Origin of the sequence: Arthrobacter sp. PM3 (genome assembly GCF_003352915.1) — a bacterium.
In the GTDB taxonomy this organism is placed as follows: domain Bacteria; phylum Actinomycetota; class Actinomycetes; order Actinomycetales; family Micrococcaceae; genus Arthrobacter.
Genome location: NZ_CP022314.1, coordinates 3,102,183 through 3,128,394, shown reverse-complemented (window position 1 = coordinate 3,128,394; position 26,212 = coordinate 3,102,183). Strand labels below are relative to the sequence as shown.

The 26,212-nt window shown below is 68.2% G+C and carries 25 protein-coding genes; 4 read left to right on the top strand and 21 right to left on the bottom strand.

What is annotated here, in order from left to right; all coding sequences use genetic code 11:
• Positions 1-88 precede the first annotated feature (88 nt).
• Complete coding sequence (locus CFN17_RS14290) at positions 89-475, top strand: DUF1844 domain-containing protein (RefSeq protein WP_208748429.1); 387 nt, start codon at positions 89-91, stop codon at positions 473-475.
• A gap of 105 nt (positions 476-580) precedes the next feature.
• On the opposite strand, the gene CFN17_RS14285 is transcribed toward CFN17_RS14290, so the two are convergent.
• The 8 genes from CFN17_RS14285 to CFN17_RS14250 all read right to left on the bottom strand — a co-directional run bounded on the left by CFN17_RS14285 (position 581) and on the right by CFN17_RS14250 (position 6,996).
• Complete coding sequence (locus CFN17_RS14285) at positions 581-1,891, bottom strand: MFS transporter (protein WP_208748428.1); 1,311 nt, start codon at positions 1,889-1,891, stop codon at positions 581-583.
• Between the two features lie 62 nt (positions 1,892-1,953).
• Entirely contained in the window at positions 1,954-2,895 is a 942-nt protein-coding gene (locus CFN17_RS14280) for an SseB family protein (protein WP_208748427.1), read from the bottom strand.
• A 13-nt stretch (positions 2,896-2,908) separates the two neighbouring features.
• Positions 2,909-3,655: a bifunctional 1-(5-phosphoribosyl)-5-((5-phosphoribosylamino)methylideneamino)imidazole-4-carboxamide isomerase/phosphoribosylanthranilate isomerase PriA gene (gene priA, locus CFN17_RS14275; protein WP_208748426.1), complete on the bottom strand. Its 747-nt coding sequence runs from the start codon at positions 3,653-3,655 to the stop codon at positions 2,909-2,911.
• A gap of 46 nt (positions 3,656-3,701) precedes the next feature.
• Positions 3,702-3,860 (bottom strand): hypothetical protein, encoded by a 159-nt coding sequence (locus tag CFN17_RS14270; protein ID WP_208748425.1) that lies wholly within the window; start codon positions 3,858-3,860, stop codon positions 3,702-3,704.
• Positions 3,861-4,607 carry an imidazole glycerol phosphate synthase subunit HisH gene (gene hisH, locus CFN17_RS14265; RefSeq protein ID WP_208748424.1) on the bottom strand — a complete coding sequence of 249 codons (747 nt, stop codon included), beginning with the start codon at positions 4,605-4,607 and terminating at the stop codon, positions 3,861-3,863.
• Positions 4,604-5,230, bottom strand: a complete 627-nt coding sequence (hisB, locus tag CFN17_RS14260) for an imidazoleglycerol-phosphate dehydratase HisB (RefSeq protein ID WP_208748423.1) — start codon at positions 5,228-5,230, stop codon at positions 4,604-4,606. The genes hisH and hisB overlap by 4 nt, the downstream gene beginning before the upstream one ends.
• A gap of 113 nt (positions 5,231-5,343) precedes the next feature.
• A complete protein-coding gene (locus CFN17_RS14255) occupies positions 5,344-6,462 on the bottom strand; it encodes a histidinol-phosphate transaminase (protein WP_208751510.1) in 1,119 nt (372 codons plus the stop codon).
• A gap of 90 nt (positions 6,463-6,552) precedes the next feature.
• Positions 6,553-6,996, bottom strand: coding sequence for a LysM peptidoglycan-binding domain-containing protein (locus CFN17_RS14250; protein ID WP_208748422.1), 444 nt, complete (start codon positions 6,994-6,996; stop codon positions 6,553-6,555).
• Positions 6,997-7,385: 389 nt separating this feature from the next.
• Here CFN17_RS14250 and lexA point away from each other — a divergent pair, with 389 nt between their 5' ends.
• Positions 7,386-8,135, top strand: a complete 750-nt coding sequence (lexA, locus tag CFN17_RS14245; protein WP_208748421.1) for a transcriptional repressor LexA — start codon at positions 7,386-7,388, stop codon at positions 8,133-8,135.
• Between the two features lie 7 nt (positions 8,136-8,142).
• Here the strand turns inward: lexA and CFN17_RS14240 are convergent, their stop codons facing one another.
• A complete protein-coding gene (locus tag CFN17_RS14240; protein WP_315968636.1) occupies positions 8,143-10,302 on the bottom strand; it encodes an ATP-dependent DNA helicase in 2,160 nt (719 codons plus the stop codon).
• The gene (hflX, locus tag CFN17_RS14235; RefSeq protein ID WP_208748420.1) at positions 10,295-11,905 is read right to left on the bottom strand and encodes a GTPase HflX; all 1,611 of its coding nucleotides are present in this window, start codon (positions 11,903-11,905) and stop codon (positions 10,295-10,297) included. Before hflX ends, CFN17_RS14240 begins: the two co-directional genes overlap by 8 nt.
• A gap of 541 nt (positions 11,906-12,446) precedes the next feature.
• On the opposite strand from hflX, the gene CFN17_RS14230 reads away from it, so the two are divergent.
• Positions 12,447-13,061 (top strand): class I SAM-dependent methyltransferase, encoded by a 615-nt coding sequence (locus tag CFN17_RS14230; protein WP_208748419.1) that lies wholly within the window; start codon positions 12,447-12,449, stop codon positions 13,059-13,061.
• On the opposite strand, the gene dapF is transcribed toward CFN17_RS14230, so the two are convergent.
• From dapF to CFN17_RS14200, 6 genes are all read right to left on the bottom strand, one after another.
• Entirely contained in the window at positions 13,042-13,995 is a 954-nt protein-coding gene (dapF, locus tag CFN17_RS14225) for a diaminopimelate epimerase (protein ID WP_208748418.1), read from the bottom strand. The two genes, CFN17_RS14230 and dapF, sit on opposite strands and share 20 nt — an antisense overlap.
• Before the next feature lie 50 nt (positions 13,996-14,045).
• Entirely contained in the window at positions 14,046-14,966 is a 921-nt protein-coding gene (miaA, locus tag CFN17_RS14220) for a tRNA (adenosine(37)-N6)-dimethylallyltransferase MiaA (protein WP_208751508.1), read from the bottom strand.
• A 51-nt stretch (positions 14,967-15,017) separates the two neighbouring features.
• Entirely contained in the window at positions 15,018-16,616 is a 1,599-nt protein-coding gene (gene miaB, locus CFN17_RS14215; RefSeq protein WP_208748417.1) for a tRNA (N6-isopentenyl adenosine(37)-C2)-methylthiotransferase MiaB, read from the bottom strand.
• A gap of 83 nt (positions 16,617-16,699) precedes the next feature.
• Positions 16,700-17,185, bottom strand: a complete 486-nt coding sequence (locus tag CFN17_RS14210; protein ID WP_208751507.1) for a regulatory protein RecX — start codon at positions 17,183-17,185, stop codon at positions 16,700-16,702.
• 121 nt (positions 17,186-17,306) lie between these two features.
• Entirely contained in the window at positions 17,307-18,359 is a 1,053-nt protein-coding gene (recA, locus tag CFN17_RS14205; protein ID WP_208748416.1) for a recombinase RecA, read from the bottom strand.
• Positions 18,360-18,674: 315 nt separating this feature from the next.
• Positions 18,675-18,911, bottom strand: coding sequence for a DUF3046 domain-containing protein (locus CFN17_RS14200; RefSeq protein WP_208748415.1), 237 nt, complete (start codon positions 18,909-18,911; stop codon positions 18,675-18,677).
• 41 nt (positions 18,912-18,952) lie between these two features.
• Between CFN17_RS14200 and CFN17_RS14195 the strand changes: the two genes are divergently transcribed.
• A complete protein-coding gene (locus tag CFN17_RS14195; protein ID WP_208748414.1) occupies positions 18,953-19,486 on the top strand; it encodes a MarR family winged helix-turn-helix transcriptional regulator in 534 nt (177 codons plus the stop codon).
• Between the two features lie 56 nt (positions 19,487-19,542).
• Here the strand turns inward: CFN17_RS14195 and CFN17_RS14190 are convergent, their stop codons facing one another.
• The 5 genes from CFN17_RS14190 to CFN17_RS14170 form a co-directional block, all read right to left on the bottom strand.
• On the bottom strand, positions 19,543-19,995 hold the full coding sequence (locus CFN17_RS14190) for a helix-turn-helix domain-containing protein (RefSeq protein WP_066434909.1): 453 nt from the start codon (positions 19,993-19,995) through the stop codon (positions 19,543-19,545).
• Positions 19,996-20,148: 153 nt separating this feature from the next.
• Positions 20,149-20,667 carry a CinA family protein gene (locus tag CFN17_RS14185; RefSeq protein ID WP_208748413.1) on the bottom strand — a complete coding sequence of 173 codons (519 nt, stop codon included), beginning with the start codon at positions 20,665-20,667 and terminating at the stop codon, positions 20,149-20,151.
• Positions 20,664-21,302: a CDP-diacylglycerol--glycerol-3-phosphate 3-phosphatidyltransferase gene (pgsA, locus tag CFN17_RS14180; protein WP_208748412.1), complete on the bottom strand. Its 639-nt coding sequence runs from the start codon at positions 21,300-21,302 to the stop codon at positions 20,664-20,666. Before pgsA ends, CFN17_RS14185 begins: the two co-directional genes overlap by 4 nt.
• A 26-nt stretch (positions 21,303-21,328) precedes the next feature.
• Complete coding sequence (locus CFN17_RS14175; RefSeq protein WP_208748411.1) at positions 21,329-24,277, bottom strand: DNA translocase FtsK; 2,949 nt, start codon at positions 24,275-24,277, stop codon at positions 21,329-21,331.
• Between the two features lie 185 nt (positions 24,278-24,462).
• Positions 24,463-26,154, bottom strand: coding sequence for a ribonuclease J (locus CFN17_RS14170; RefSeq protein WP_208748410.1), 1,692 nt, complete (start codon positions 26,152-26,154; stop codon positions 24,463-24,465).
• Positions 26,155-26,212 lie beyond the last annotated feature (58 nt).

The window sequence follows — 26,212 nt, the reverse complement described above, 5'->3', positions numbered from 1 at the left end:
ACCTCAAACCGAGGCCTTCGCTGGAAGGCATCAACCGGAAGCACTGCAAAATAACGACATTCAGTCGGTCTGTGACAAGCTTACCAGCATGAGCACTTCAGACAGTAATTCCCACGTCTTCGAGCCCGCAGCCGCCCAGGCCGACGTCTCGCAGCAGATCCGCGACATCTCCGAAGTTCCCGCCATCGAGGTCATCACCACGGCCGCCGTGCACCTGATGAGTGCCGCCGCAGTGAAGCTCGGCCTCGCCGCCGAGGACAACGCGCAGGAACTCAAGGACCTCGACGAGGCCCGCAAGCTGATCACCGCCCTGGCGGGCCTGGTCACGGCCGCGGCACCGGAAATCGGTTCGCAGCACGCGGGGCCGTTGCGTGACGGGTTGCGCTCGCTCCAGCTGGCTTTCCGCGAGGAGTCGATCATCCCGGACCCGCCGGGCAAGGGCCCGGGCGAAAAGTACACCGGCCCGGTCAACTAGGGCCCGGTCAACTAGGGCCCGGTCAAACTCAGCACCATCGCCAGCCACCACGCGGCGGCGGGCGGACCACAGCGGTCCGCCTGCCGCCGTCGTCGTTAAGCGCCGTCAGACGTTGGCCAGGCGGCGCCGCCGCACCTGCTGCAGGGACAGTCCCACGAGGCAGAGGGCGACCCCCGCGATTCCCACGGACAGGAAGCCGGCCGACGGGCCGATGACGTCGATGAACAGGCCCGCCAGCGGGGCGCCCAGCGCCACTCCGCCGGTCAGCGAGGATCCGTACCAGCCCATGGCCTCGCCGCGCCGGCTCTCGTCAACAAGCTCAGCGACCTTTTCCGAGGCTGCGGACAGCACGGGCGCGCACAGCAGCCCGGGCAACAGCGAGAGCAGGCTGAGGGTCCAGGTGTCGGTCGCGAAGGCCATCGGGATGGTCAGGGCCGACATGCCCAGCAGCAGCAGAATCGGCGAGACGGGCCGGTGCATGGCCCCGTAGAGCAGCCCGCCGACCACTGAGGCCGCGCACCAGAAGAGAAAGACGATTCCGATCTCGGACTCGTGGCCGCCGGTCTGCAGGGCCGCCACGATCCCGACGTCGGTGCCGCTGAGGACCATGCCGGCACCGGCTGCGACGGCGAAGACGGCGGCTACGGCGGGGGTGAACCAGCTGAAGTTGTGGACCATGCGGTGCCTCAGGCCCGCGCGCCGCTGCCGCTCCTCGGCGGCGGCCGCCAGGGGCGCGAGTTCGGCCGCGGCCTCCTGGACGTGTGCCGGGGCTGCGGCGACGACGGCGGCCTCCGCGCACTCCAGCTCCTCCGCGTCGAGTCCGGCATCCGGGGACGCGCTCCGGGTGGGCGGGTTGAACCACATGAGGAAGAGTCCGGCGACGGATGTGGCCACCCCGACGACTGTCAGGCCCAGGACGGACTGGCCGCTGGTGGCAACCACGGCACCGACCGCGGGGCCGATCATGAAGACGAGCTCGGTGGCGATGGCGTCCAGGGCGAATGCAGTGCGGCGCCGGTCTCCGGTCGCCAGGACACCCAGGGACTGGCGCACCACGCTGAAGATGGGCAGTGTCAGCAGGCCGCCGATGAACACCAGCGGCAGCAGGACCTCGTAGGACACGTGCGGCACGACGGACCAGATGACGGTCTCGGAAATGACCGAGGGGATCAGAGCTTTGCGCAGCCCCACGGTGTCCACGCGGCGTCCGCGCCAGGGCGCGCCCACTGCGATGCCGATGGTCATGACGGCGGCCGCTGCCCCGGCGGCCGCGTAGCCCTGCCCGAGCGACAGGACAATGTGCAGGGTCAGCAACACGCCCGCTGCCGAGTGCGGGATGCGGGCGATCATCCCGACCAGCAGCAGCCTGCGGACGGGCCGGACAGCGAGCAGCTCCCGGTAAAGCGCGAAATTCACGGACAACTTCCTTCTGGTACTGCCCACGGCAGCACCGGGAAGTTCCCCCGTCGGACCGTCAGCTATGGTGCTGCGCGCTGCAGCTTGACCTCGATCGAATCAACACGCTCGGCAAAAAGTTCATTCCTTGCCCAGCCGTCGTTGAGGCCCGCAACGATGGACTGCACGCCGGCGGCGTCGAGTCCGTCTTCAAGGTACAGGACCACGCGGAGTTCCGGGCCTGCTCCCCCGCCGGGGAGCCTCCTGCCATCGGCCGTAGCCGAGGCAATTCCACCCCCGGGATGAATTTCAACACGGCGGACCGCCGGAAAGCCAACCGCACTTTCCCCGACGGCCTGCGCGAGTTCCGGATCAGCGTACGAAGGCGTCCACTCCTGCTGCCGGGCAAGGGCCCAGACGGCCGGCCGGCGCACGACGAACGTCACGTCGGCGCCAGGGTCCAGCACCAGCAGTTCGGCACCCTCCGCGACGGCGGAAAGGGCCGCCCGGGCCGCGTAGACGGCGACGGGCCGGGCGTCAGGGTGCCAGGCCTCCAGCGCCGCCGCCGAGGTGAAGACGGGCATGGCCGTGCGCCCGTCCGGGGCCTTGAGCGTGACCAGGGCCATGTCGGCCTGCTTGTCTGCATGGAGGCCGCCGGCGCCTTCGCCCTCCTCGGCGAGCTGGGCGAGGATGGGCACGAAGACCCGGGCGGTGGCCAGCGCGGCCACGACGGCGGCTTCGTCGCCCGCGCCGTCGGCGAGCCGGGCCACGGCGGCCAGATAGCCGGCGTCGGCGGCACCGTCGTCGTCCTCGAAATTGTGGATCTTCGCGTCATCCCCGGCCAGGCTGCGTCCTGCCCACGGTTGACCGGCGGAGTCGGTCGGGCCGCCGGCGCCGGCGAGGGCCGCCGCGATGTGTCCTGGCAGGTGCCGGACGGGAGCTGCGCCCGTGTCCGGCTGGGCTGTGCCCGGCTGGGCTGGGTCCGGGCTGGCCTCGGAGTCGCCGGGCTCGTGGGTGGGCGTCATGACCGGGGACCGCCTAGCGGCGGCCGGCGACGTCAAGGGCCTGGGGCAGGGTGAAGTTGCCGTTGTAAAGGGCCTTGCCGACGATGGCCCCTTCAACGCCGAGCGGCACCAGGGAACGTAGGACCTGCAGGTCCACGAGGCTGGAAATGCCGCCGGAGGCGACCACGGGCTTGCCCGTCTTCTCGACCATCTGGCGCAGCAGTTCGACGTTGGGGCCCTGGAGCGTGCCGTCCTTGGTGACGTCGGTGACGACGTACCGGGCACAGCCGGCATCCTCCAGGCGGCCGAGCACCTCCCAGAGGTCCCCGCCTTCCTTCGTCCAGCCGCGGCCGGCCAGGGTGGTGCCGCGGACGTCCAGTCCGACGGCGATCTTGTCGCCGAAGCGGTCGATCACCCGGGCCGTCCATTCGGGGTTCTCCAAGGCCGCGGTGCCCAGGTTCACGCGGGCGACGCCGAGGTCGAGCGCCTTCTCGAGGGACTCGTCGTCACGCAGGCCGCCGGAGAGCTCGACCTTGATGTCCAGGCGCCCCACGACTTCGCGGAGCAGTTCCGCGTTGGAGCCCCGGCCGAAGGCGGCGTCGAGGTCCACCAAGTGCACCCATTCGGCCCCCTGCTGCTGCCAGTTCAGGGCCGCCTCCAGCGGGGTGCCGTAGCTGGTCTCGCTGCCGGCTTCGCCCTGCACGAGCCGGACGGCCTGCCCGTTGACGACGTCGACGGCGGGCAGGAGCTCGAGTACGGGCAACGGGGTTTCGGTGGTCATCGTGGAGTCCTCAGCTTGGGGATGGGTGATGGGGAGCGGCGGGCTGTCAGGACGCCGGCAGGGTCAGGAGATAGGCGGCCAGCAGTGACATGCCGGCCAGGATGTAGAACACGATCTGCACCCAGCGCGGACTTTTCTGCTGCCGGAAGGAGATTGCCCCGCCAACGAGCAGGCCGGCGAGGCCCATGAGCACCAGGGACCACATCTAGGCGGTCTGTCCCGGGGCTGCGGCGTTGGGACCGGCCGGACGCAGGCTCCCGACCCAGTTGCGCAGCAGCCGCGCGCCGGCGTCGCCCGACTTCTCCGGGTGGAACTGCGTGGCGCAGAGCGGGCCGTTTTCCACGGCCGCGATGAACGGGGCGCCGTGCTCGGACCAGGTCACCAGGGGCGCGGCCATGCGCGGCTGGATGACGTCGAAGTCCCAGTGCTGGACGCCGTAGGAGTGCACGAAGTAGAAGCGCTCGTCCTCGACGCCGGCGAACAGCGTGGACCCTTCCGGGACGGAGACGGTGTTCCAGCCCATGTGCGGCACGACATCGGCGGGCAGCAGCTCCACCTTGCCGGGCCACTCCCCCATGCCTTCGGCTTCCGTGCCGTGTTCGACGCCGGCCTCGAAGAGCACCTGGAGGCCGACGCAGATGGCCAGCACTGGGCGTCCGCCGGCGACCCGGCGGCCGATCAGGCGGATGGCGTCCACGGACTTGAGTTCGCGCATGACGGTTTCGAAGGCGCCGACGCCGGGAACCACGAGGCCGTCGGCGTTCAGGACATCCTCCGGCTTGGAGCTGAGGATGACTTCCGCGCCGGCCCGCTCCAGCGCGCGGACCGCGGACCGGACGTTTCCGGAGCCGTAGTCCAGGACCGTGACGGTGGGCTTGCCCGCCGGAGATGCCGGCCGGGCGCCTGCCGAGGGGTCAATGATGGCCCCGTCGCGGAGGATCGGCCCGGTCACAGGGCGCCCTTAGTGGACGGGATGCCCTCGACCCGGGGATCGGGCTCGACGGCGGCGCGCAGGGCGCGGGCAAAGGCCTTGAACTGGGCCTCGACGATGTGGTGCGGGTCCCGTCCGGCGGTGACATTCATGTGGAGGCAGATTCCGGCGTGGAGCGTGATCGCCTCGAAGACGTGGCGGGTCAGGGAGCCCGTGAAGTGGCCGCCGATCAGGTGGTATTCCTGGCCGGCAGGCTCCCCTGCGTGGACCAGGTACGGCCGGCCCGAGACGTCGACGACGGCCTGGGCCAAGGCTTCATCCAGGGGTACGGTCGCCTCGCCGAAGCGGCGGATTCCGGCCTTGTTGCCCAGGGCGGTCTTCAGGACCTCGCCGAAGGTGATGGCAACGTCCTCGACGGTGTGGTGGACGTCGATGTGGGTGTCGCCGGTGGCCTTGACGGTCATGTCAATGAGGGAGTGCTTGCTCAGGGCCGTGAGCATGTGGTCATAGAACGGCACCGAGGTGCTGATGTCGGAGACCCCGGTTCCGTCCAGGTTGATCTCGACCAGGACGGACGACTCGCTGGTGGTCCGTTCCATGCGTGCGGTCCGGGTCTCGACAGCTGTGGCTCCGATGTTGCTCATGTACATGTGTCCTTTGGAAGACGGCCGGCGGAAGTCGGCGATTGAAATGCGGCAATTCAAAGACGGCAGGGTGCCGGCAACCTGGCGGGGCGCTCCGGGCTCCCCCGTCAAGTTTAGGCCTGCCGTGTTGAGTTGCTGGTCAGGATGCGCTCAAGGGCCTCAAGGAACGCTGTGGTTTCCGTCTCAGTGCCCGCAGTGACCCGCAGGTGCCCCGGGATGCCGACGTCACGGATGAGGACCCCGGCGTCCAGGAGGCCCTGCCAGACGTTGTGAGGGTTCTTGAGACCGCCGAAGAACACGTAGTTCGAATCGGAAGCCGCGGGCTTGAGGCCCATGCGGGTGAGTTCGGAGACAATCCGGTCCCGCTGGCGCTTGATGTCCTCAACGTCCGCCATGAGCGCCACTCGGTGCTGCAGAGCAGCCAGGGCGGTGGCCTGGGTGATGGCCGAGAGGTGGTACGGCAGGCGGACCAGGCGCAGGGCGTCGGCGACTTCCGGCGCCGCGGCCATGTATCCGAGGCGCGCCCCGGCGAGGGCAAACGCTTTGCTCATGGTGCGCGAGACGATGAGCCGCTCGCGGCCCGGCAGCAGGGTGAGCGCGCTGGGCGTGCCGTCGTGGGCGAACTCGTGGTAGGCCTCGTCGACGATCACGATTGTCTGGCTGGCCTCACCGGCGTCGTAAACGGCCTCGACGACGTCAAGCCCCAGGCCGGTGCCGGTGGGGTTGTTCGGCGAGCACAGGAAGACGATGTTCGGCTGCAGTTCCCGAACCTGGCGGGCCGCCGATTCCGCGCTGAGGCCGTAGTCTTCCGCGCGGGCGCCGGTGATGTACGCAGTGTCCGTGCCGGAGGCCAGCAGCGGGTACATCGAATACGTGGGAGGGAATCCGAGGGCGGTCCGGCCGGGGCCCCCGAACGCCTGGAGGATTTGCTGGAGGACTTCGTTCGAGCCGTTCGCGGCCCAGATATTGTCCGCATCCAGGCCATGGCCCAGGTATTCGGCGAGGGCCTCACGCAATTCGGTGAACTCCCGGTCCGGGTAGCGGTTCAGCCCGGTGGCGGCAGCGCTGACGGCTTCGGTAATTGCCGCACGGACATCGGCCGGGACGCCATGGGTGTTCTCGTTGACGTTGAGGAGGATGGGGACGTCCAGCTGTGGCGCGCCATACGGGCGCAGGCCGCGAAGGTTGGTCCGCAGGGGCAGTCGGTTGAGGCGCTCAAGCTGGTCAGTCACGTCAGTCACTTGTCCAGTTTAAGTGGTTGCGGGACGGGCGCTGAAACTGTGACGCCCGGGACGGCAGGCGGCTGCCTCCCTGGGCGGCCGCTACCTGGTCGGGACGAAGAGCTGCTGGCCGGGCATTACACGCGCATCGCCGAGGTTGTTCAGCTGCACGATATCCGCCACGACGTCACGGGGATCGCGCTCCGGCGCGACGGATCCGGCAATGGCCCACAGGGATTCTCCCGGCTGGACGGTGACGGAGAGTGCTGGGGTCGCCGAGAGCTGGTCCGCGGCGTCTGCCGCCTTCGCGGGCGCGTTGATGAATCCGCTGAACGACAGGACGAGCCCGGCCAGCAGGATCAGGGGCAGACCGAAGAACACGAACCGTCCGCGCCGGGTGAGCCGCAACGGTGCCTGCTGCCGCCGGCCAGTGACGCCCTGCGGGGCAACGACGTCCCGCCCGGCAGCGACCTTGGGCCGGGCGGGGGCGTTGCGGTTCGAAATGCGGTGATCAAAAGTGCCGTGAATCGCGTTTGCTGCTGACATGAACTGTGCCCTCCTGGACCATACGGTGCCGCCCGGCGTACTCCACCTACTCGCCAACCGGCCAAACTTTCCGACAAAACTTCGAACAAAGAACCTCGGATAACGATCTTCGAACATAGAGCCGAACGACGGGCCCGGCCCCCGAATCCTTAAATCGAACACATATTCGAATCCCGCTTGTTCTGTTTTAGCACTTAGTGACGAACGATGTCGAGACTCGCTAGAACAAATGTTTGAAAAAGCCCTGCAGCTGGCCTAGTTTTGAGGGAAAGGACCACCTGTGAACTTGTTCACCGGTAGTCGATCAGGAGGGTCTGACATTTCAGGCCGGAAGTTCCCGCGCCGCAGCCGCCACGGCAGCCGCGCGGCAAGGAAAGGCGTTGGCGAACATGGCAGCACAAGCCACCGGCGGCAGGGCCACCCCACGGAACTCCCAGCCTGCCCGGGCACCCAAGAGCCTCACCGTCCGGCAGAAAAAGATCCTGGAAACCATCCAGCGGTCCGTCACGGACAACGGCTACCCGCCGTCCATGCGCGAAATCGGCGATACGGTCGGCCTGGCCAGCCTGTCCAGCGTCACGCACCAGCTCTCCCAACTGGAGAAGCTCGGCTACCTGCGGCGGGACCCGAAGCGGCCGCGGGCCATGGAAGTACTCATGCCGCTGACCCTCGATGAGGGGACCACTGCGATTTCCGGCGTCGAAAAGTCCAGCGGACTCCGCGCCGTCGGAGGCCTGTCCGTGACCGAGCTCGCCAGCGCCACGGACACAGCTATGGTGCCGTTTGTGGGGCGCATCGCCGCCGGCGGCCCGATCCTCGCGGACCAGGTGGTGGAGGACGTCATGCCCCTGCCCCGGCAGCTGGTCGGACACGGCGAACTCTTCATGCTCAAGGTCGCTGGCGACTCGATGATCGATGCCGCCATCTGCGACGGCGACTGGGTAGTGGTCCGCCGCCAGGGCGACGCCGTGAACGGCGACATCGTGGCCGCACTGCTGGATGACGAGGCAACGGTCAAGACGTTCCGCCAGCGCGACGGCCACACGTGGCTGCTGCCGCAGAACACCCAGTACGAGCCCATCCTCGGCGACCACGCCGTCATCATGGGCAAGGTCGTCTCGGTACTGCGTTCCCTCTAGCCCGGCCTTAGCCTTGGCCGGACCCGGTGCCGGATTCGTTTCCGGATTCCGTGGCGGACTCCTTCGCGAGGCGCGTCAGCGCGGCCACGGCGATCGACGGATCGGTGGTGGGCCAGAAGGGCGGGAGCGCGGCGCGGAGGAATCCGCCGTAGCGCTCCGTGGACAGCCTCGAATCAAGCACCGCCACCACCCCCTTGTCCGATGTGGAGCGGATGAGGCGCCCGGCCCCCTGCGCGAGCCGGATTGCCGCGTGCGTGGCCGAGACAGACATGAAGCCGTTGCCGCCGGCCTGCGCCACGGCCCGTGATCGCGCCGTCATGAGGGGGTCGTCCGGCCGCGGGAACGGAATCCGGTCAATGACCACCAGCCGGCAGGACACGCCGGGAACATCAACGCCCTGCCACAGGGACATCGTGCCGAACAAACAGGTGTTAGGTTCGTCGGCGAACTGGCGCACCAGCGCCGTCATGCTCGACTCGCCCTGGCACAGGATGCTCAGGCCCAACCGGGGCCGCAACGCGTCGGCGGCCTCCTCCGCCGCGCGCCGGGACGAGAAAAGGCACAGGGCACCGCCGCCGGAGGCCCGGATCAGCTTCTCGAGTTCGTCCAGGGCCTCTGCGGACAGCCCCCGGCCCGGCTTGGGCAGATGCCGCGCGACGTACAGGATGCCCTGCTTCGGATAGTCGAACGGGGATCCGACGTCGACGCCGGTCCAGCTCGGCGCGCCGTTGCCGACCAGTCCGAGGCCGCCGGCCGCGGGCTCGAAAGCCGCTCCGATGGCCAGGGTGGCCGATGTCAGGATCACGGTGTGGTCCGCGAACAGCCCCTCCCGGAGGCGCCCCGCGACACTCAGGGGTGCGACGTTGATCAGGGCAGGCGCGGACTCGTCCGGCTGGGAGTAGCCCTGGGCCGGGTCGAAGCTGCTGTTGCGGGAAAACCACACCACTTCACCGTTTTCCCGCGCGGCCAGGAGTCGTTCGCAGAGTTCCAGTATCACCATGAGGCGTGAGCGGGCCAGTTGCCGGCCGCCGTCGGCCGTGGTGGAACTGTCCCCCTTGGAGTCTGAGAGCGCGGCACGGCAGGCGTCGCGCAGCTGGTCGACACAGTCCAGCTGGTCGCTGTTCAGGCCGTTGGGCATCAGGCCGCTGGGGACGCCGGCGATGGCCAGCTCGAGGTGCGAAGCGGCGTTGTTCAGCGCGTCCACGGTGATGCCGGTGTGCTTGCGGGCCCCGGACGCGGCGGCGTGCACCATCGCCACGGAGAGCTGGCCGGAGACGGCGCCGGTGACGCGGTCCTGCAGTTCGTGGGCCTCGTCCACCACCACGACGTCATATTCGGGCAGGACTGCCAGGCCTTCGAACGCGCTGACGGCAAGCATGGCATGGTTGGTGACCACGACGTCGGCATCGGCGGCGTTCTGCCGGGCCAGTTCGCTGAAGCATTCGGCCGCGTGCGGGCACTTCTGCGCGCCGAGGCACTCCATGGACGTAACAGAGACCTGGCGCCAGGCGCGGTCCGTGACGCCGGGCATGAGCTCGTCGCGGTCCCCGGTGGCCGTGTCCTCGGCCCACTCGCGCAGCCGCACCACTTCCTTGCCGAGCTGCGACGACGGTCCGCCGAGCGCGGCGGCAAAGTGCGGCACGGACGTGTCCTCGCCCAGGGAGAACAGCTGCCCCTCGGAGGGCTCCTCGGACGGGAAGCCGCCTTCGAGCTTGTGCCGGCAGACATAGTTGGCCCGGCCCTTCACCAGGGCCACCCTCACGGGACGCTTCAGGGCTGGCGTGAGGGTCTTGAGGAGCCTGGGCAGGTCCCGGCCGACAATCTGGGTCTGCAGCGCCAGCGTGGCCGTGGAGACCAGGGTGGGCTTGTTGCTGGTCAGCGAGTGGGCGATCAGCGGAATCAGGTAGGCCAGGGACTTGCCGGTGCCGGTGCCGGCCTGGACCAGCAGGTGGTCGCCGCTCTCGATTGCGCGCGCCACCTGCCGGGCCATTTCGTGCTGGCCGGCGCGGCTCTGGCCGCCCATCCCGGACACGGCACGGTCGAGGAGCTCAATGACGAACTCCTCGCCGGCCGCATCCGGGTCGGCGCCGGCTGCATCCGGGTCGGCGCCGGCCGCTTCCGGGTCGGCTGAATCAGCGCCCGCCCCGGTCACCGCGGCCTCAGTCATTGCTGATGAAGGGATCCAGCTCGGCGGCGAGTCCTTCGCGCACCATCACGACGGCACGGGTTCCGGTTTCCTCGTGGTCGAGGCTGAGGATCTCGGCGTCGGACTCGTGGAGCTTGCTGAGCAGGTCGCCGCGGTTATACGGAATCAGCAGCTCAAGCTTCACGCTGGGACGCGGGATGCCCTCGCTGATGGCCCTCAGCAGCTCCGGGATGCCTTCACCCGTGCGGGCCGAGACCACCACGTGGCGCGGTTCGCGCTGCTTGAGCCGTTCGACCACGAACGGGTCGGCGGCGTCGGCCTTGTTCAGGACAATGATTTCCGGCACCTTGCGGGCGTCGACTTCGCTGAACACCGTCCGGACGGCGGCGATCTGGCCCTCCGGATCCGGGTGCGAGACGTCCACGACATGCAGGATCAGGTCCGAGTCCGCCACTTCCTCCAGGGTGGAGCGGAACGCCTCCACGAGCTGGGTGGGCAGGGAACGGACGAATCCCACGGTGTCGGCCAGGGTGTAGCCCAGGCCGTCGGCGGTCTCCGCCTTGCGGACGGTGGGGTCCAGGGTGGCGAACAGCGCGTTCTCCACCAGGACCCCCGCGTCGGTCAGCCGGTTCAGCAGCGAGGACTTGCCGGCGTTGGTGTACCCGGCGATCGCCACCGACGGAACGGCGTTGCGGCGGCGGTTGGCCCGCTTCGTTTCCCGGGCCGGCTTCATGGCGGCGATTTCGCGCCGCAGCTTCGCCATCCGGGTGCGGATGCGGCGGCGGTCCAGTTCGATCTTGGTTTCACCAGGACCGCGCGAACCCATGCCGGCACCGGCACCGCCCACTTGGCCACCGGCCTGCCGGGACATCGACTCGCCCCAGCCGCGCAGGCGCGGAAGCAGGTATTCCAGCTGGGCCAGTTCAACCTGGGCCTTGCCTTCACGGCTCTTGGCGTGCTGCGCGAAGATGTCCAGGATCAGCGCCGTGCGGTCGATGACTTTGACTTTCACGATGTCTTCCAGCCCGCGCCGCTGCGACGGGGCCAGCTCGGCGTCAACCACCACGGTGTCGGCGCCGGTGGACATCACGATCGACTTCAGTTCCTGTGCCTTGCCCGAGCCCAGGAACGTTCCGGGGTCCGGTTTGGTCCGGCGCTGCACGATCCCGTCGAGGACTTCGGAGCCGGCCGTCTCGGCGAGGGCTGCAAGTTCCCGCAGGGAGTTCTCGGCGTCGGCGAGGGTGCCTTCGGTCCAGAGGCCGGCCAGGACGACGCGTTCTAGGCGCAACTGCCGGTATTCGACCTCGGTGACGTCTTCGAGTTCGGTGGACAGCCCGGCCTTGCGGCGCAGCGCGTGCCGCTCCTCAAGGTCCTGCTGGTCGCCGTCGAAGTTCGTGTACACCTCGTCGAGGCGGGAGATTGCCTGCGCCTTGCCGAGCAGCGGCTTGGGGCCACCGGTACTGTCACCGGCTGCGTCGCTGCTGCCGGTTCGGGAACCGGTGCTGCGACCTGCTCCGGAGGCGGGGGTGTCCTTGGAGAGGATCCGGTCGATGACAGCCTGAATCTCCTCAGGGCTCATGTCCTGGGCGGCTGAATCGGGTCCGGTGTTGGGCTGGCTGGTCATGGTCTCCTTTAGGGGTTCGGCTCTTTCAGAATAGTGCCGATTGCTGCCCTGTGGGGCGGTATTCGCGCTGGGCTGACGGGGCGGGGTCATGCAGGCCTCCTGGAGTGCCCGCGGCAGCGGTGCCGGGGCGGGGCGTGCTCCGTGCGGAGCGGTGTCTGGGTGAGGAGAGAGGCGCCGGGGGCGTCTGGCTGTGGGGGCCACCGTAAAAAAGTGGGGCACAGTGAGGTCGTGGCTTCCGCCGGGCTTGGAGGCAGACCGCGAAAACGCACCGTCGCGGAGGGACGGATGCCGGGGCTTGATTCCAAGTGGTTCGTGCGCCTGGGAATGCGAGGGCACCAGCTGTGATGGCGCGTTCACTCGGTTCGGCGTACGGGCGGAAGGTATTTACCTGCGTCGCTGCGGGGCGCGGTCAGACCGCATTCGGACCCGCACTGGCTACTGCGGTGCCAGTTACTTGAAAATCAAGATCATGGTTTTAAGCCTAGCAGACAGTTCTGTCCGGTTTCCCATTCCACCCGGCTGCGAACTAATCTGGCCCATTATGGAGTCTGCACACTATTTCAGCGCCCAACCCTCCGGGCCCTTCACCCGCAAACCGCTCACCGTGGAACTGGCCGGTGAGACGCGGCGGCTGCAGACCTCCACAGGGATCTTCAGCCCGGACGGGATCGATAAGGGAACTGCGGTCCTTCTCGCCGATGTCCCGTCACCGGCTCCGCAGGGCAACCTGCTGGATATCGGCTGCGGCTGGGGTCCGATCGCCCTGACCATGGCGTTGCGGGCGCCGCATGCCCGGGTCTACGCCGTGGACGTGAACGAACGCTGTGTGGCGCTGACGAATGAAAACGCCGCGCTGCTGGGGCTGGACAACGTCACCGCCAGCGCACCTGAGGCCGTGGACCCGGAGCTGCGTTTTGACACCATCTGGTCCAACCCGCCGATCCGGATCGGCAAGGACGAGCTCCATGCTTTGCTGCTGCTGTGGCTTCCCCGGCTGGCGCCGGGCGGATCGGCGTGGCTCGTGGTGCAGAAGAATTTGGGCTCGGATTCGCTGCAGCGCTGGCTGGCGGCGGAACTTGATTCCAGCTACGCCGTCACCCGGGAGAGCACGTCGAAGTCGTTCAGGATCCTCCGGGTCAGGAAAGCGTCCCGGTAGCGACGATCACGGCCGGGCCGCTGAGCTCGACGTGTTCGTGCCCCTCCGGGCCGACGAAGAACTTCACCCCGACGACGCCGCCGGGTACGTTCACGTTCCAGGCGTCCGGGGCGCCTTGGCCGGCCCAGTGACGGATCGCGACGGCGGCGGCGCAGGCGCCGGTGCCGCAGGACTGGGTCTCCCCCACTCCCCGTTCGTGGACCCGCATGGTGATGGTTCCGGTCCCTTCGTGGACCAGCGGCTCGGCCGGCACCACGAATTCGACGTTGGTGCCGTTTGGCGGCGTCGGGTCCACGCGCGGTGCCGTGAACAGCATGGTGGCCGCAAGTTCGGCGGCCTCGGCCAAAGCCACGACCGTGTGCGGGTTGCCCATGCTGACCGAAAGCGCAGGCCTGGCCACCTCCAGCCCGTCGGCGCTGACCAGCGAGTCCATGGCCCGTGCGGTCGCCTCGCCGGGATAGATGAACTCCCACGGGCCCATGTCCACCGCGTAGCCGGCAGCGGTCCGGACGATCGTCTTGACGCCGCCCCGGGTGCCGATGACCAGGGACTCGCCGGCCGGAAGGTCCACGAGGCCTTCGGCGATGAGGAAGTGCACGAAAACCCGGACGCCGTTGCCGCACATCTCGGACAGCGAGCCGTCGCCGTTACGGTAGTCCATGAACCACTCGGCGTCGGGGTGGACGGCCAGCAGTTCCTGCCCCTCGGGCAGGAACCGGGACGGCACGGCGCGGATCAGGCCGTCGCCGCCGATGCCGCGGTGCCGGTCGCAGAGGCCGGCCACGTGTTCGGGGTCAAGCGACAGGGTGCCGTTGGGGTCGGCGATCAGGACAAAGTCATTTCCCGTTCCGTGGCCTTTGGAAAACTTCAGGCCGCTGAGGGCGGCGGTGTCGCCGGCAGTACGGTCAGCGGTCACGGCGTGGGTTGAGTCCATGCTCCAAGGTTACCGTTCCGCCCGGTCAGCTCAGGCACCGTGACCGCACGCTAAGCCAGCGGCTGAACCGGCACCGTGCGGCACAACCCGGTAGCCCGGGCCACGAGCCCGGGATCCTGCCAGTCCAGCCAGCTGACCCGGGGGTCGGCCCGGAACCAGGTCAGTTGCCGCCGCGCGAACTGCCGGGTGGCCACGACGGTTTCCTCCGCGGCCTCTGCCACGCTGGCGGTGCCGTCGAGCACTTTGAGGAACTGCGCGTAGCCCAGGGCCCGCGGCGCAGTCCGGCCTTTGCGGAGCCCTGCGGCGTCCAGGCGCCGGGCTTCCTCCAGCAGCCCGCGGTCCACCATTGCATGGACGCGCCGCGCGAGGCGCTCCCGGAGCAGCTCCCGGTCCACGTCGAGTCCGATCTGGACGGCGGGCTGGTAGTACTCGCGGGCCGGCATGAAGGAACTGAACGTCCGTCCGGTGAGTTCGAAGACCTCCAGGGCGCGGATGATCCTGCGGGCATCGCCCAGCCGGCCGGCCGACACCGGGTCCACGGCTTCCAGCCGCTGCCGCAGCGGCGCCGGACCCGCCGCCTCCAGTTCGGCCTCCAGGCGGCGCCGGATTTGCGGATCCGTGCCGGGAAACTCGAGGACGTCTAGCGCGGCGCGGACGTAGAGGCCGGAGCCGCCGGCCAGGATGGCCCGCTTGCCGCGGCCGTGGATATCGGCGATCAGGGCGCGGGCCTGCTGCTGGAAGTCCGAGACGCTCGCTTCCTCGGTCACGTCCAGGATGTCCAGGAGGTGGTGCGGCACGCCCCGGCGCTCGGCCTCGGTGATCTTGGCGGTGCCGATGTCCATGCCGCGGTAGAACTGCATGGAATCGGCGTTGATGACTTCGCCGTCGAGCTCCAGGGCGAGCGACACGGCAAGATCGGATTTACCCGAGCCGGTCGGCCCTACGACGGCTATTACCGGCGGCGCTTCCAGCACTGCCGGCACTGCCGGCGCCGGCGGGGTGTCCTGCTGTCCCGGCACGGGCTAGCGGCCGCGGACCGGGAGGGCGGGCATGCCCAGGGAGACCCCGGACTGGCCCGATCCGCCGGACTTGCCCGACCGGTCGGACGGGGCGGGAGCACCGCAGGAATCGGCCTGCGAGCGGTCCCAGGCGTCGCCGGCGCGGGACCGTCGCAGGATGTAGTCCTCCGCCGAGGCGGGGTCGGCGATGAGGTGGAACGCGGCCGCCTCCGTGATGGTGACCGTCACGAGGTCGCCCGGCCGGGGCACCTCGGCCCCTGCCGGCACGGAGAAGTGCACGAGCCGCTGGTCCTGGGAACGGCCGGAGAGGCGGTGGGTTTCCCCGGCCTTCCGACCGGACTGGGCGGTGACCATGACCTCGACGCGGCGGCCGAGCTGGCGGGCGTTTTCCTCGGCCGCAATCCGGTCCTGCAGCGCCGTGAGCCGCTCGAAGCGTTCCTGGACCACGGCCTTCGGGAGCTGGTCCGGCAGGTCCGCGGCGGGGGTGCCGGGCCGCTTGGAGTACTGGAACGTGAAGGCAGTGGCAAAGCGGGACTTTTCGACGACGTCGAGCGTGGCCTGGAAATCTTCCTCGGTTTCGCCGGGGAAGCCGACGATGATGTCCGTGGAGATGGCCGCGTGCGGGATCTTGTCGCGGACTTTGTCCAGGATGCCGAGGAACTTGGCAGAGCGGTAGGAACGTTTCATGTCTTTGAGGACTTTGTCCGAGCCGGACTGAAGGGGCATGTGCAGCTGCGGCATGACGTTGGGGGTCTCGGCCATGGCCTCGATGACGTCGTCTGTGAAGGCTGCGGGGTGCGGGCTCGTGAAGCGGACGCGCTCGAGGCCCTCGATGTCGCCGCAGGCGCGCAGGAGCTTGGAAAACGCCTGCCGATCACCGAACTCGACGCCGTAGGAGTTTACGTTCTGCCCCAGGAGGGTCACTTCGATGGCGCCGTCGTCCACCAGGGCCTGGATTTCGGCCAGGATCTCGCCTGGGCGGCGATCCTTTTCCTTGCCGCGCAGGGCAGGGACGATGCAGAAGGTGCACGTGTTGTTGCAGCCGACCGAGATGGACACCCAGCCGGAATAGACGGAGTCGCGCTTGGTGGGGAGGGTCGACGGGAAGACGTCCAGCGATTCGAGGATCTCCAACTGGGCCTCGTTGTTGTGGCGGGCCCGGTCCAGCAGCGCGGGCAGGGCGCCGACGTTGTGGGTGCCGAAGACGGCGTCCACCCAGGGTGCCTTCTTCAGGATGGCCTCCCGGTCCTTTTGTGCAAGGCATCCGCCGACGGCGATCTGCATGCCGGGGTTGGCCGCCTTGACCGGGGCCAGGATGCCAAGGTTGCCGTACAGCTTGTTGTCGGCGTTCTCCCGGACCGCGCAGGTGTTGAACACCACGACGTCGGCCAGTTCCCCGGTGGACCGGACGTAGCCGGCGGCCTCCAACATGCCTGACATCCGCTCGGAGTCGTGCACGTTCATCTGGCAGCCGAAGGTACGCACCTGGTAGGTGCGGGCCAGCTCCGGCCCGGGGCCGACGCCAGCGGCATCAGTACCGGCTGCCGGAGCGTGCGTCGGAGAGGTGGAGCCGGCTGCTGGGGAGGGAATGGTAAAACTCACCTGTTAAGGGTACCGGGTTTGCAGGTGCCCGATTGATGGCAGGGGTGCGCGGCCTGCGCGGACCTGCGGCGGGGACAGCAGACCTAGTCCTCGTCCCCCGCATGGCCGCCGACGGCATCGAGCGCTTCGCCAACGATCCGGAAGGCGAGCGAGGGCTGGTATCCCTTGCGGGCAAGCATCGACGCCAGGCGGCGGGTGGTCTTGTCGCGTTCGGCGCGGTCTTCGCCGCCGGTGAATCCCCGCAGCTTCCGCTCCACGAGGTCGCGGGCGGCGGCTTCCTCGTCCGCGTCGCTGAGCTGTTCCAGCGCCCCGGCCGCCGTGTCCGGGTCGATGCCCTTGTCGGCGAGTTCGCGTCGCAAGGCCCCTTTGGCGAGCTTGCGCGTCTGGGACCTGCTGCGGACCCACATTTCGGCGAAGTCGGCGTCGTCGACGAGCCGCACTTCCTCGAAGCGGTCCAGCACGGCCTCGGCGACGTCCTCGGGGACGTTCCGCTCCGCGAGCTTGCGCGAGAGCTGCATCCGGCTCTTGGGTGAACTCGTCAGCTGCCGCAGCACGATGGCACGGGCCACCGCCGCCGGATCAGCGTCCGGATCCACTTCCGGAGTGCGCGGGTCCGGTCCGGACGCGCCCGGGTTGGTGCCCGGGCCGGGGGTCCGCCGGCGGACCCCCGGCCCGCGGGCGGCTCCGGCGTTAGAAGCCGTCAACGGCCTTGAGCTTCGGTGACGCCTCGGTCTCGGCCGGGGCCTTGACCCCGACGCCGAGCTTTTCCTTGATGAGGCGCTCAAGTTCGGCAGCCAGCTCCGGGTTATCACGCAGGAAGCGGCGGGAGTTCTCCATGCCCTGGCCCAGCTGGTCACCGTCGTAGGTGAACCACGAGCCGGACTTCTTGATCAGGCCGTGCTCCACACCCATGTCGATGATGCCGCCCTCACGGGAAATGCCCTGGCCGTAGATGATGTCGAACTCGGCAACCTTGAAGGGCGGCGCCATCTTGTTCTTGACGATCTTGGCCTTGGTGCGGTTACCGACCGAGTCCGCGCCCTCTTTGAGGGTCTGGATGCGGCGGACGTCGATGCGGACGGAGGCGTAGAACTTCAGCGCCTTACCACCGGTAGTGGTTTCCGGAGAGCCGAAGAACACGCCGATCTTTTCGCGCAACTGGTTGATGAAGATGGCCGTGGTCTTGGTCTGGCTCAGCCGGCCGGTGATCTTACGCAGCGCCTGGCTCATGAGGCGTGCTTGGAGGCCGACGTGGCTGTCACCCATGTCGCCTTCGATTTCGGCGCGCGGGACGAGGGCTGCCACGGAGTCGATGACGACGATGTCCAGCGAGCCGGAGCCGACCAGCATGTCCATGATTTCCAGGGCCTGTTCGCCGGTATCCGGCTGTGAGACGAGCAGGGCGTCGGTGTCGACACCCAGCTTGGCTGCGTACTCCGGGTCCAGGGCGTGCTCGGCGTCAATGAACGCCGCGATGCCGCCGTTGCGCTGCGCGTTGGCCACGGCATGCAGGGCAACCGTGGTCTTACCGGAGGACTCAGGGCCGTAGATCTCGACGACACGGCCCCGGGGAAGGCCGCCAATGCCGAGCGCGACGTCCAGGGCAATGGAGCCGGTCGGGATGACCTCGATCGGGGCGCGCGTTTCATCGCCCAGGCGCATGATCGATCCCTTGCCGAACTGCTTGTCAATCTGGGCAAGCGCTGCTTCAAGCGCCTTCTGGCGATCCGGGGCTGCGGCCATGGTTCACACCTCTAATGCTTTCTCGCTGTGGAGTGGCCGTTTAGGCCCTTCGTCTGTCATCCCTGACGCTACCGGCCCCCTCCGACAAAGTTGCCGAGGGAACCGCCTATGTGGAAAACCACTTATGGAAAATGCTGTTGTGGAATCCACCGACGGGAAGACACCTTACGTGGAAAACGCTCTGAAAAAAGCATATCCCTATCCGAACAGATATTCGAACAATGCCGGCGGCGTGTCAGGGTCCGGCCCGCGCCGGCACATGCCGAATGCCCGCCGGTTGGCGTGCCGCCGGCATACGGGCATAGGCTCGGGCGCTTACTCCGGCCCGGCGTTGTCGCGGGGTTTGATGTCCCGGCCGAGCCGGCGTTCCGGCGGGACGTCCTGCACATCGCACAGGGCGAGCCACACCTGGCGGGGCGGGACGCCGGCGCTGAGGGCCTGGTCCGCCGTGCGGCCGCCGACCCCTGCCAGGACCAGGGAATTACCCAGGACACGGGAATAGCCGGCACCGAATTCGTCGTCCATGAGCCGCCAAAAGTCACTGATTCGCACGAGTAAAGTCTCTCACGGCCCGGGACTCTAGAATGGTTGCCATGAGCAACCCCTCCGAGGCCGCCGGCGAATCCCTCCCCGGAACCTCACCCGGAAACCCCGCCGCAGATGCAGATGCCGATGCAGCCCTCAACGCCGTCGAGAATCAGCTGAGCCTCCTCTGGCGCCGTGCCCGGTCCATCTCGCATCAGCTCTCCCGCCAGGTCCACCCGGACATGGAACCAGCCGCCTACGGCCTGCTCAGCGTGATCCGCAAGCAGGGGCCCATTCGGCTGACCGATCTCGCCTCGTGCATCGGCGTCGGCAAGCCCTCGGTGAGCCGGCAGGTTGCCTTCCTCGAAGGCCTCGGCCTGGTCTCGAAAGAAGCGGACCCCCTCGACGGCCGGGCGCAGTCGATCCTGCTGACGCCTGAGGGCGAGGCGCGCATGCACCAGGTCCAGGATGCCCGGCGCGAGGTGTTCCGGGAGCGCCTGGCGGAGTGGCCCGCCGAGGAACTGCAGGCGCTGGCCATGTACATGGCGAAACTCAATGCCACCTATGAACGCGACGGCTTCCCCCGCGACGAGCACGCCTGAGACGCGAAAAGGACCCCCGGCCGGGGGTCCTTTTCTTATGCCGTGCGGGTTGGCCTCTAACGGGCTCCGGACAGGAGGCCCTTGGCCAGCTCGTCGTTGAGGTCGGAGTTAAGTTCGCGGTCGAGGTCGCGGCCATAGCGCTGCGCGAACTCCTGCGGGACGGTGTCCGGAACTGCGACACCCTCGGCGACAGCGACGCGGTCGCTGACTTCGCGGAGCATGCTCGAGAGCGGAACATCGAGGGCCGAGCAGATCGAGGAAAGCAACTCCGAGGAAGCTTCCTTCTGGCCGCGTTCCACTTCGCTCAGGTAGCCCAGCGAAACACGGGCACTGTGCGAGACTTCGCGGAGGGTACGGCCTTGGCGCTGGCGGACATCGCGCAGGACATCACCGATTTCGTGACGAAGTACAACCATCTTGCGCTCCTTCTGTTCGCTCTTTGCCTGATCGGCGAGGCCCACATCCTTCCAGCGGACAACGCCGTTTACGGATACGGGCTGCTTTACCATCTGTATCGCCTTGCTCCTCGTACTGTCGAGTCCGCCTGTGGGGCGGACTCTGCTGATGTTTTCATCCTAGGCGCCTCCTTCATTTGGAAGCGACACAATGTAACAACTATTCGGAATCAACTTTTGTTCCCGGCAACTTTACGCCGGGTAGCCTCACGATGGTAGGGCCGCAAGCAGGCGTTCCAGGGCAGCACCGCAGGCGAGTGCGCGGATCTCGGCGCGACTCCCTGCAAAGAAATAGGGGAACGACGTCGAGCCCTCCGCCGTGGCGATCCCGATGAAGACCGTGCCCACCGCTTTGCCGTCGTGAGGTTCCGGCCCCGCCACCCCGGTGGTGGAGACGCCGATATCTGCACCGCAGACCCGGCGGGCCCCGTCGGCCATGGCGGCGGCGACCTGCCCGTCGACGGAGCCGACGGCGTCGAGCAATTCGCCGGGAACGCCCAGGACGCCGGACTTGACCGAGTTGGCGTAGGACACCACGCCGCCCTGCAGCATCGCGGAGGCGCCGGGCGTGTCGGCCAGCACCGCCGCGACCATCCCGGCCGTCAGGGATTCAGCGGTGGCGGCAGTCACGCCGCGGTCGATGGCTCCGCTGACAGCCCGCTCAGCCAGCCGGTGAAGGTTGGGGTGCAGGCCGGGGTGCGGCTGATGGGTGTTCGGATCAGTCATGGCTTCTTCTCCCCTACCCGTTCCTTCTCTGCCCGGATGCCGGCGGCCCGCAGCTTGAGGGCCTCGATGACGTATTCGCCACCGGTCCACAGCGTGATGGCCAGCGCCGCCATCATGACGACGAACGCCACGATGCCGAGCCATGGGGCGAGGGATGCCAGCGGCAGGACGTACAGGAAGATGGCGACCGTCTGCACCACCGTCTTGAGCTTGCCGCCGCGCGAGGCCGGGATGACGCCGTAACGGATCACGAAGAACCGCAGCGCGGTGATGCCCCACTCCCGGAGCAGGATCAGGATGGTGACCCACCACGGAAGTTCCTGGAGCAGCGAGAGCATGACCAGCGCGGAGCCGGTGAGCAGCTTGTCGGCGATCGGGTCCGCGATCTTGCCGAAGTCGGTGACCAGCCCCCGGGACCGGGCGATGTCGCCGTCGAGCTTGTCCGTGTAGATGGCGACCGCGAACACGAGCGCGGCCGCCCAGCGCCAGATGCCGTTCTGGGCCTGCAGCCCGGGGGCGTCGAGGATGAGGAACCAGACGAAGAATGGCACCAGCACGATCCGCAGCATCGTCAGGACATTCGGCAGGTTCCAGATCCGCGAGGCGGATCCGGCGTTGGCTTCGGCGCTATTCACCTTCCTAGGCTACCCGGGTTCCCGGGCTAGCGTCCGGTGAGCGACCAGGCGTCCTCGGAGCCGTCCTCGTCGTCAGAGCCGCCGTCGGCGCCGTCGTAGTAGTCAACGGCCTGCGTCCGGTTGTCGAGGTCGGCCGCCACGAGGTCCTCGGCGTATCCGCCCTGGGCGATGTTTGCGTTGGCGTTATCGCTCAGCGCCGCCGTCTGGGAATCGGCGGCGGCGGGCGCCTCCAGGCCCTTCATCGCGGCGAGCACCGCGGCGAGGTCATCGGGCTTGACCAGCACGTCGCGGGCCTTGGATCCCTCGGAGGGGCCCACCACTCCCCGGGACTCCAGCAGGTCCATGAGGCGGCCGGCCTTCGCGAAACCGACCCGAAGCTTGCGCTGCAGCATCGAGGTGGAGCCGAACTGCGTGGTGACCACGAGCTCGGTCGCCTGCAGCAGGACCTCAAGGTCGTCCCCGATGTCGTCGTCGATCTGCTTCTTCTGCGCCTCGGGCGCGACGTCGTCGCGGTAGACGGCCTTGAGCTGGCCCTTGACGTGCTCGACCACCTTGTGGATCTCGGATTCGGTGACCCAGGCACCCTGGACGCGCATCGCCTTGGAGGCGCCCATCGGCAGGAAGAGGGCATCGCCCTGGCCGATGAGTTTTTCGGCACCCGGCTGGTCCAGGACCACGCGGGAGTCGGTGACGGAGGAGGTCGCGAACGCCATGCGGGACGGCACGTTCGCCTTGATCAGGCCGGTCACAACGTCGACGGACGGGCGCTGCGTGGCGAGGACCAGGTGGATGCCGGCGGCACGGGCCAGCTGGGTGATGCGGACAATCGAGTCTTCGACGTCGCGGGGGGCCACCATCATGAGGTCGGCGAGTTCGTCGACGATCACCAACAGGTACGGGTACGGCTTGATGACGCGCTTGGAGTCCACCGGCGGGTGGACCTTGCCGGCCCGGACAGCCTTGTTGAAGTCGTCGATGTGCTTGAAGCCGTAGTTGGCGAGGTCGTCGTAGCGGGCGTCCATTTCCCGGACCACCCACTGCAGGGCCTCGGCCGCCTTCTTCGGGTTCGTGATGATGGGGGTGATCAGGTGCGGGACGCCCTCGTAGGCGGTGAGTTCGACGCGTTTGGGGTCCACCATGACCATGCGGACCTCGTCCGGGGTGGCCCGCATGAGGATCGAGGTGATCATCGAGTTCACGAACGAGGACTTACCGGCACCGGTGGCACCGGCCACCAGCAGGTGCGGCATCTTGGCGAGGTTGGCCACGACGTAGCCGCCCTCGACGTCCTTGCCGACGCCCATGACCATGGGGTGGTCTGTGCGGCGGGCGTTCTGGCTGCGGAGGACATCGCCCAGGGACACGGTCTCGCGGTCCGTGTTCGGGATCTCGATGCCGATGGCCGATTTGCCCGGGATGGGGCTCAGGATGCGCACGTCCGAGCTCGCGACGGCGTAGGAGATGTTCTTGGACAGGGCAGTGACCCGCTCCACCTTGGTGCCCGGGGACAGCTCGATTTCGTAGCGGGTCACGGTGGGGCCGCGGCTGAAGCCGGTCACCTGGGCGTCGACGTTGAACTGGGTGAGGGTCTCGGTGAGCGAGGCGACGATGGCGTCGTTGGCCTCGGTGCGTTCCTTCGGAATGGACCCGGGGGTGAGCATGTCCGACGCCGGCAGGGTGTAGGTGACGTCACCGGCCAGGGAGAGCTGCTCGGTGCGCTGCGGAATCGGGGTGGGCAGGGGCGCCGGCGCCACCGGGTTGGCGGGGACCTGCGGGGCGGCGGCCGCGTGCGGCGAACCTGCCGCCACCATCCCCGGCGTCACCACGGGGATGGCCTCGGTGGCGGTCTCGCCCGCGGCCCCTGCGGCTGCACTGGCGGCGCTTGCCGCGCCGAGGCCCTGGGCCGCCTTGATCTTTTCGACGGCGATCTCCGCCTGGGTGGGGCGCCGGACACCGGGGGCGACAGCTGCCGCGGCGTTGGCCTGTGCCTTGGCGGCCTTTCCGCCCTTGGCGGGCGCACCCTCTGCCTCTTCGTCGCCGATGACCGCCCGTTCGAACGCTTCGTCGCCGACGTAGCCTTCCAGGCCGGCGTCGTCCTCCTGGTCCTTCCCGAAGAGGCGCCTGCGCTTCTTCTTCGGGGCGGGTGCGTCGTTCTCGTACAGGTAGCTGCGGTCGTGGGGATCGCCGGCGTCGTGGTCCTGGAGGTCGATGCCCATGAGGTGTTCGTAGGCGCCCCGCAAGCGGCCGGGGATGGCGCCGAACGGGGTGGCAGTGACGATCAGCACCGAGGTGAAGGCGAGGAGGCTGTACACCGCCACGGGGACTGCGGGGTGGAGCGCGGCCAGCGGGGCGGCGGCGAGGTAGCCGAGCATGCCCCCGGCCCGGCGCAGGCCGTCAAAGCCGTCGGCCACCGTCGGCTGGCCGCCGATGACGTGGGCCAGTCCGGACCCGGCAAGGGTCATGACGAGGAAGCCGATGCCGATCCGGTTGTTGCCGCGGCCGTCGTCGGGCTGGCGGAACAGGCGGAAGGCGCAAACGAACAGCATGAGCGGCAGCAGCAGGGCCATCCAGCCGAAGGTGCCGTTGACGATCGCGAAGACGAGGTCGGGCAGCCAGCCATGGAAGCCCCACCAGGCAAAGGTGGCGACGAAGACGCCGAGGGCCAGGTTGAACAGGGCCGCGCCGTCGCGGCGGTCCTCGGGGGCGAGGTCGCTGACGTCGTGTCCGACCCGGCGGATGCCGGCGCCCACGACATGGCCGATTCCGAGCCAAGCGCCGGCCAGCACGCGCACGGCCCAGGGCTGCTGGGGTTCGACGGCGGCCAGTTGGCGGGTACGGGCGGTGCCTGTGGTTCCGCCCGCGGTGCCCCGCGGTCGGCCGGATTTGGATGCGGCGGGACTGGACCCCCGGCCGGGAGAACTGCCTGATTTGCCGCTTGAGTTTCCTCTAGGCGCGGAAGAAGTACGAGTCGCCATACCCGCCACGGTACCGGACTCCGGCCCGGATTCCCCGAATTTCCGGGCCGCCCGGGATCGCGTTGCCCCTGGCGGCAACGCAAAACGGCCTCCCCCGCCCGCCGCAGCGCTGAGGCTGCGGACGGGCCGGGAAGGCCGTTTACGGGTGCTCGCTCTAAGGCTTACGCCCGGTGAACCACTGAGGCCTAGGCCTCGAGGACCACCGGGATGATCATGGGCTTGCGGCGCAGTTTGCGGTTGACCCAGGTGCCCACGACCCTGCGGACCACCTGCTGGAGCTGGTGCGTCGTGTGGTCGGTGCGGTTCTGCACGGCTTCTTCGAGGGCCTGGTTGATCTTGGGGATGATCTCGTCGAACACGGAATCGTCCTCGGCCACGCCGCGGGCGTGGATCTCGGGCCCGGACACCACTTTGCCGGTGGCGCGGTGGATGACGGTGATGATGGAGATGAAGCCTTCGTCGCCGAGGACCTGGCGGTCCTTGAGGTCGGCGTCGGTGATTTCTCCAACGCTGGAGCCGTCAACGTAGACGAATCCGACCTCGACCTGGCCGACGATATCGGCCTGGTGGTCGCGCAGATCGATCACCGTGCCGTTGTCCGCGAGCAGGATGCTTTCCTCCGGCACGCCGGATTCCAGGGCGATCTTGCCGTTGGCGATGAGGTGGCGCGTTTCGCCGTGCACCGGCATGGCATTGAGCGGCTCGAGGATGTTGTAGCAGTACAGCAGCTCGCCGGCGGCGGCGTGGCCGGAGACGTGCACCTTCGCGTTGCCCTTGTGGATGACGTCGGCGCCGAGCTTGAGCAGTCCGTTGATGATGCGGAAGACGGCGTTCTCGTTGCCCGGGATCAGGCTCGAGGCGAGGATGACAGTGTCGCCTTCGCCGACGACGACGCGGTGGTCACCGTTGGCCATGCGGGACAGGGCCGCCATGGGCTCGCCCTGGGACCCGGTGGACATGAGGACCACGCGGTTGTCCGGCAGGTTGTCGATGTTCTTGATGTCGACCAGGATCCCGGCCGGCACTTCCAGGTAGCCCAGTTTCGCGGCGATGGCCATGTTGCGGACCATGGAGCGGCCCACGAAGGCAACCTTGCGGTTGTGGTTGGCGGCGGCGTCAAGGACCTGCTGGACGCGGTGCACGTGGGAGGAGAAGGAGGCGACGATGATGCGCTTGGAGGCCTGGCCGAACAGCCGGTCCAGGGTGGGACCGATTTCTTTCTCGGCCGTGGTGAATCCGGGGACGTCGGCATTGGTCGAGTCCGACATGAAGAGGTCCACGCCTTCTTCGCCGAGCTTGGCGAAGTGCCGGAGGTCGGTAATGCGGCCGTCCAGCGGCAGCTGGTCCATCTTGAAGTCACCGGTGTGCAGGACAGTGCCGCCCGCGGTGCGCAGGAACACGGCGAGGGCGTCCGGAATGGAGTGGTTGACGGCAACGAATTCGCATTCGAACGGCCCGAACTTCTCGACCTGGCCCTCGACAACCGTCATGGTGTAGGGCTTGATCCGGTGTTCCTGCAGCTTGGCCTCGATCAGGGCCAGTGTGAGCTGCGAACCGACGATGGGGATGTCGGCGCGCAGGCGCAGGAGGTAGGGTACGGCACCGATGTGGTCTTCGTGACCGTGCGTCAGGATGACCGCGACGATGTCCTCGAGACGGTTTTCGATGTACGCGAAGTCCGGCAGGATGAGGTCGACGCCGGGCTGGGTCTCTTCGGGGAAGAGGACGCCGCAGTCAACGATGAGGAGCTTGCCCCCGATTTCGAAAACGGTCATGTTGCGGCCGATTTCCCCGAGTCCGCCGAGCGGGACGATCCGCAGGGTGTTGTTCGGCAGCCGGGGCGGCGTGACAAGGCCGGGAAGGGCGGTTTGGGTCATAGTGCACTACTTTCCAGGCGGAAACCGGGCTGGCTTTTGCTGATCACGATCGTGAACG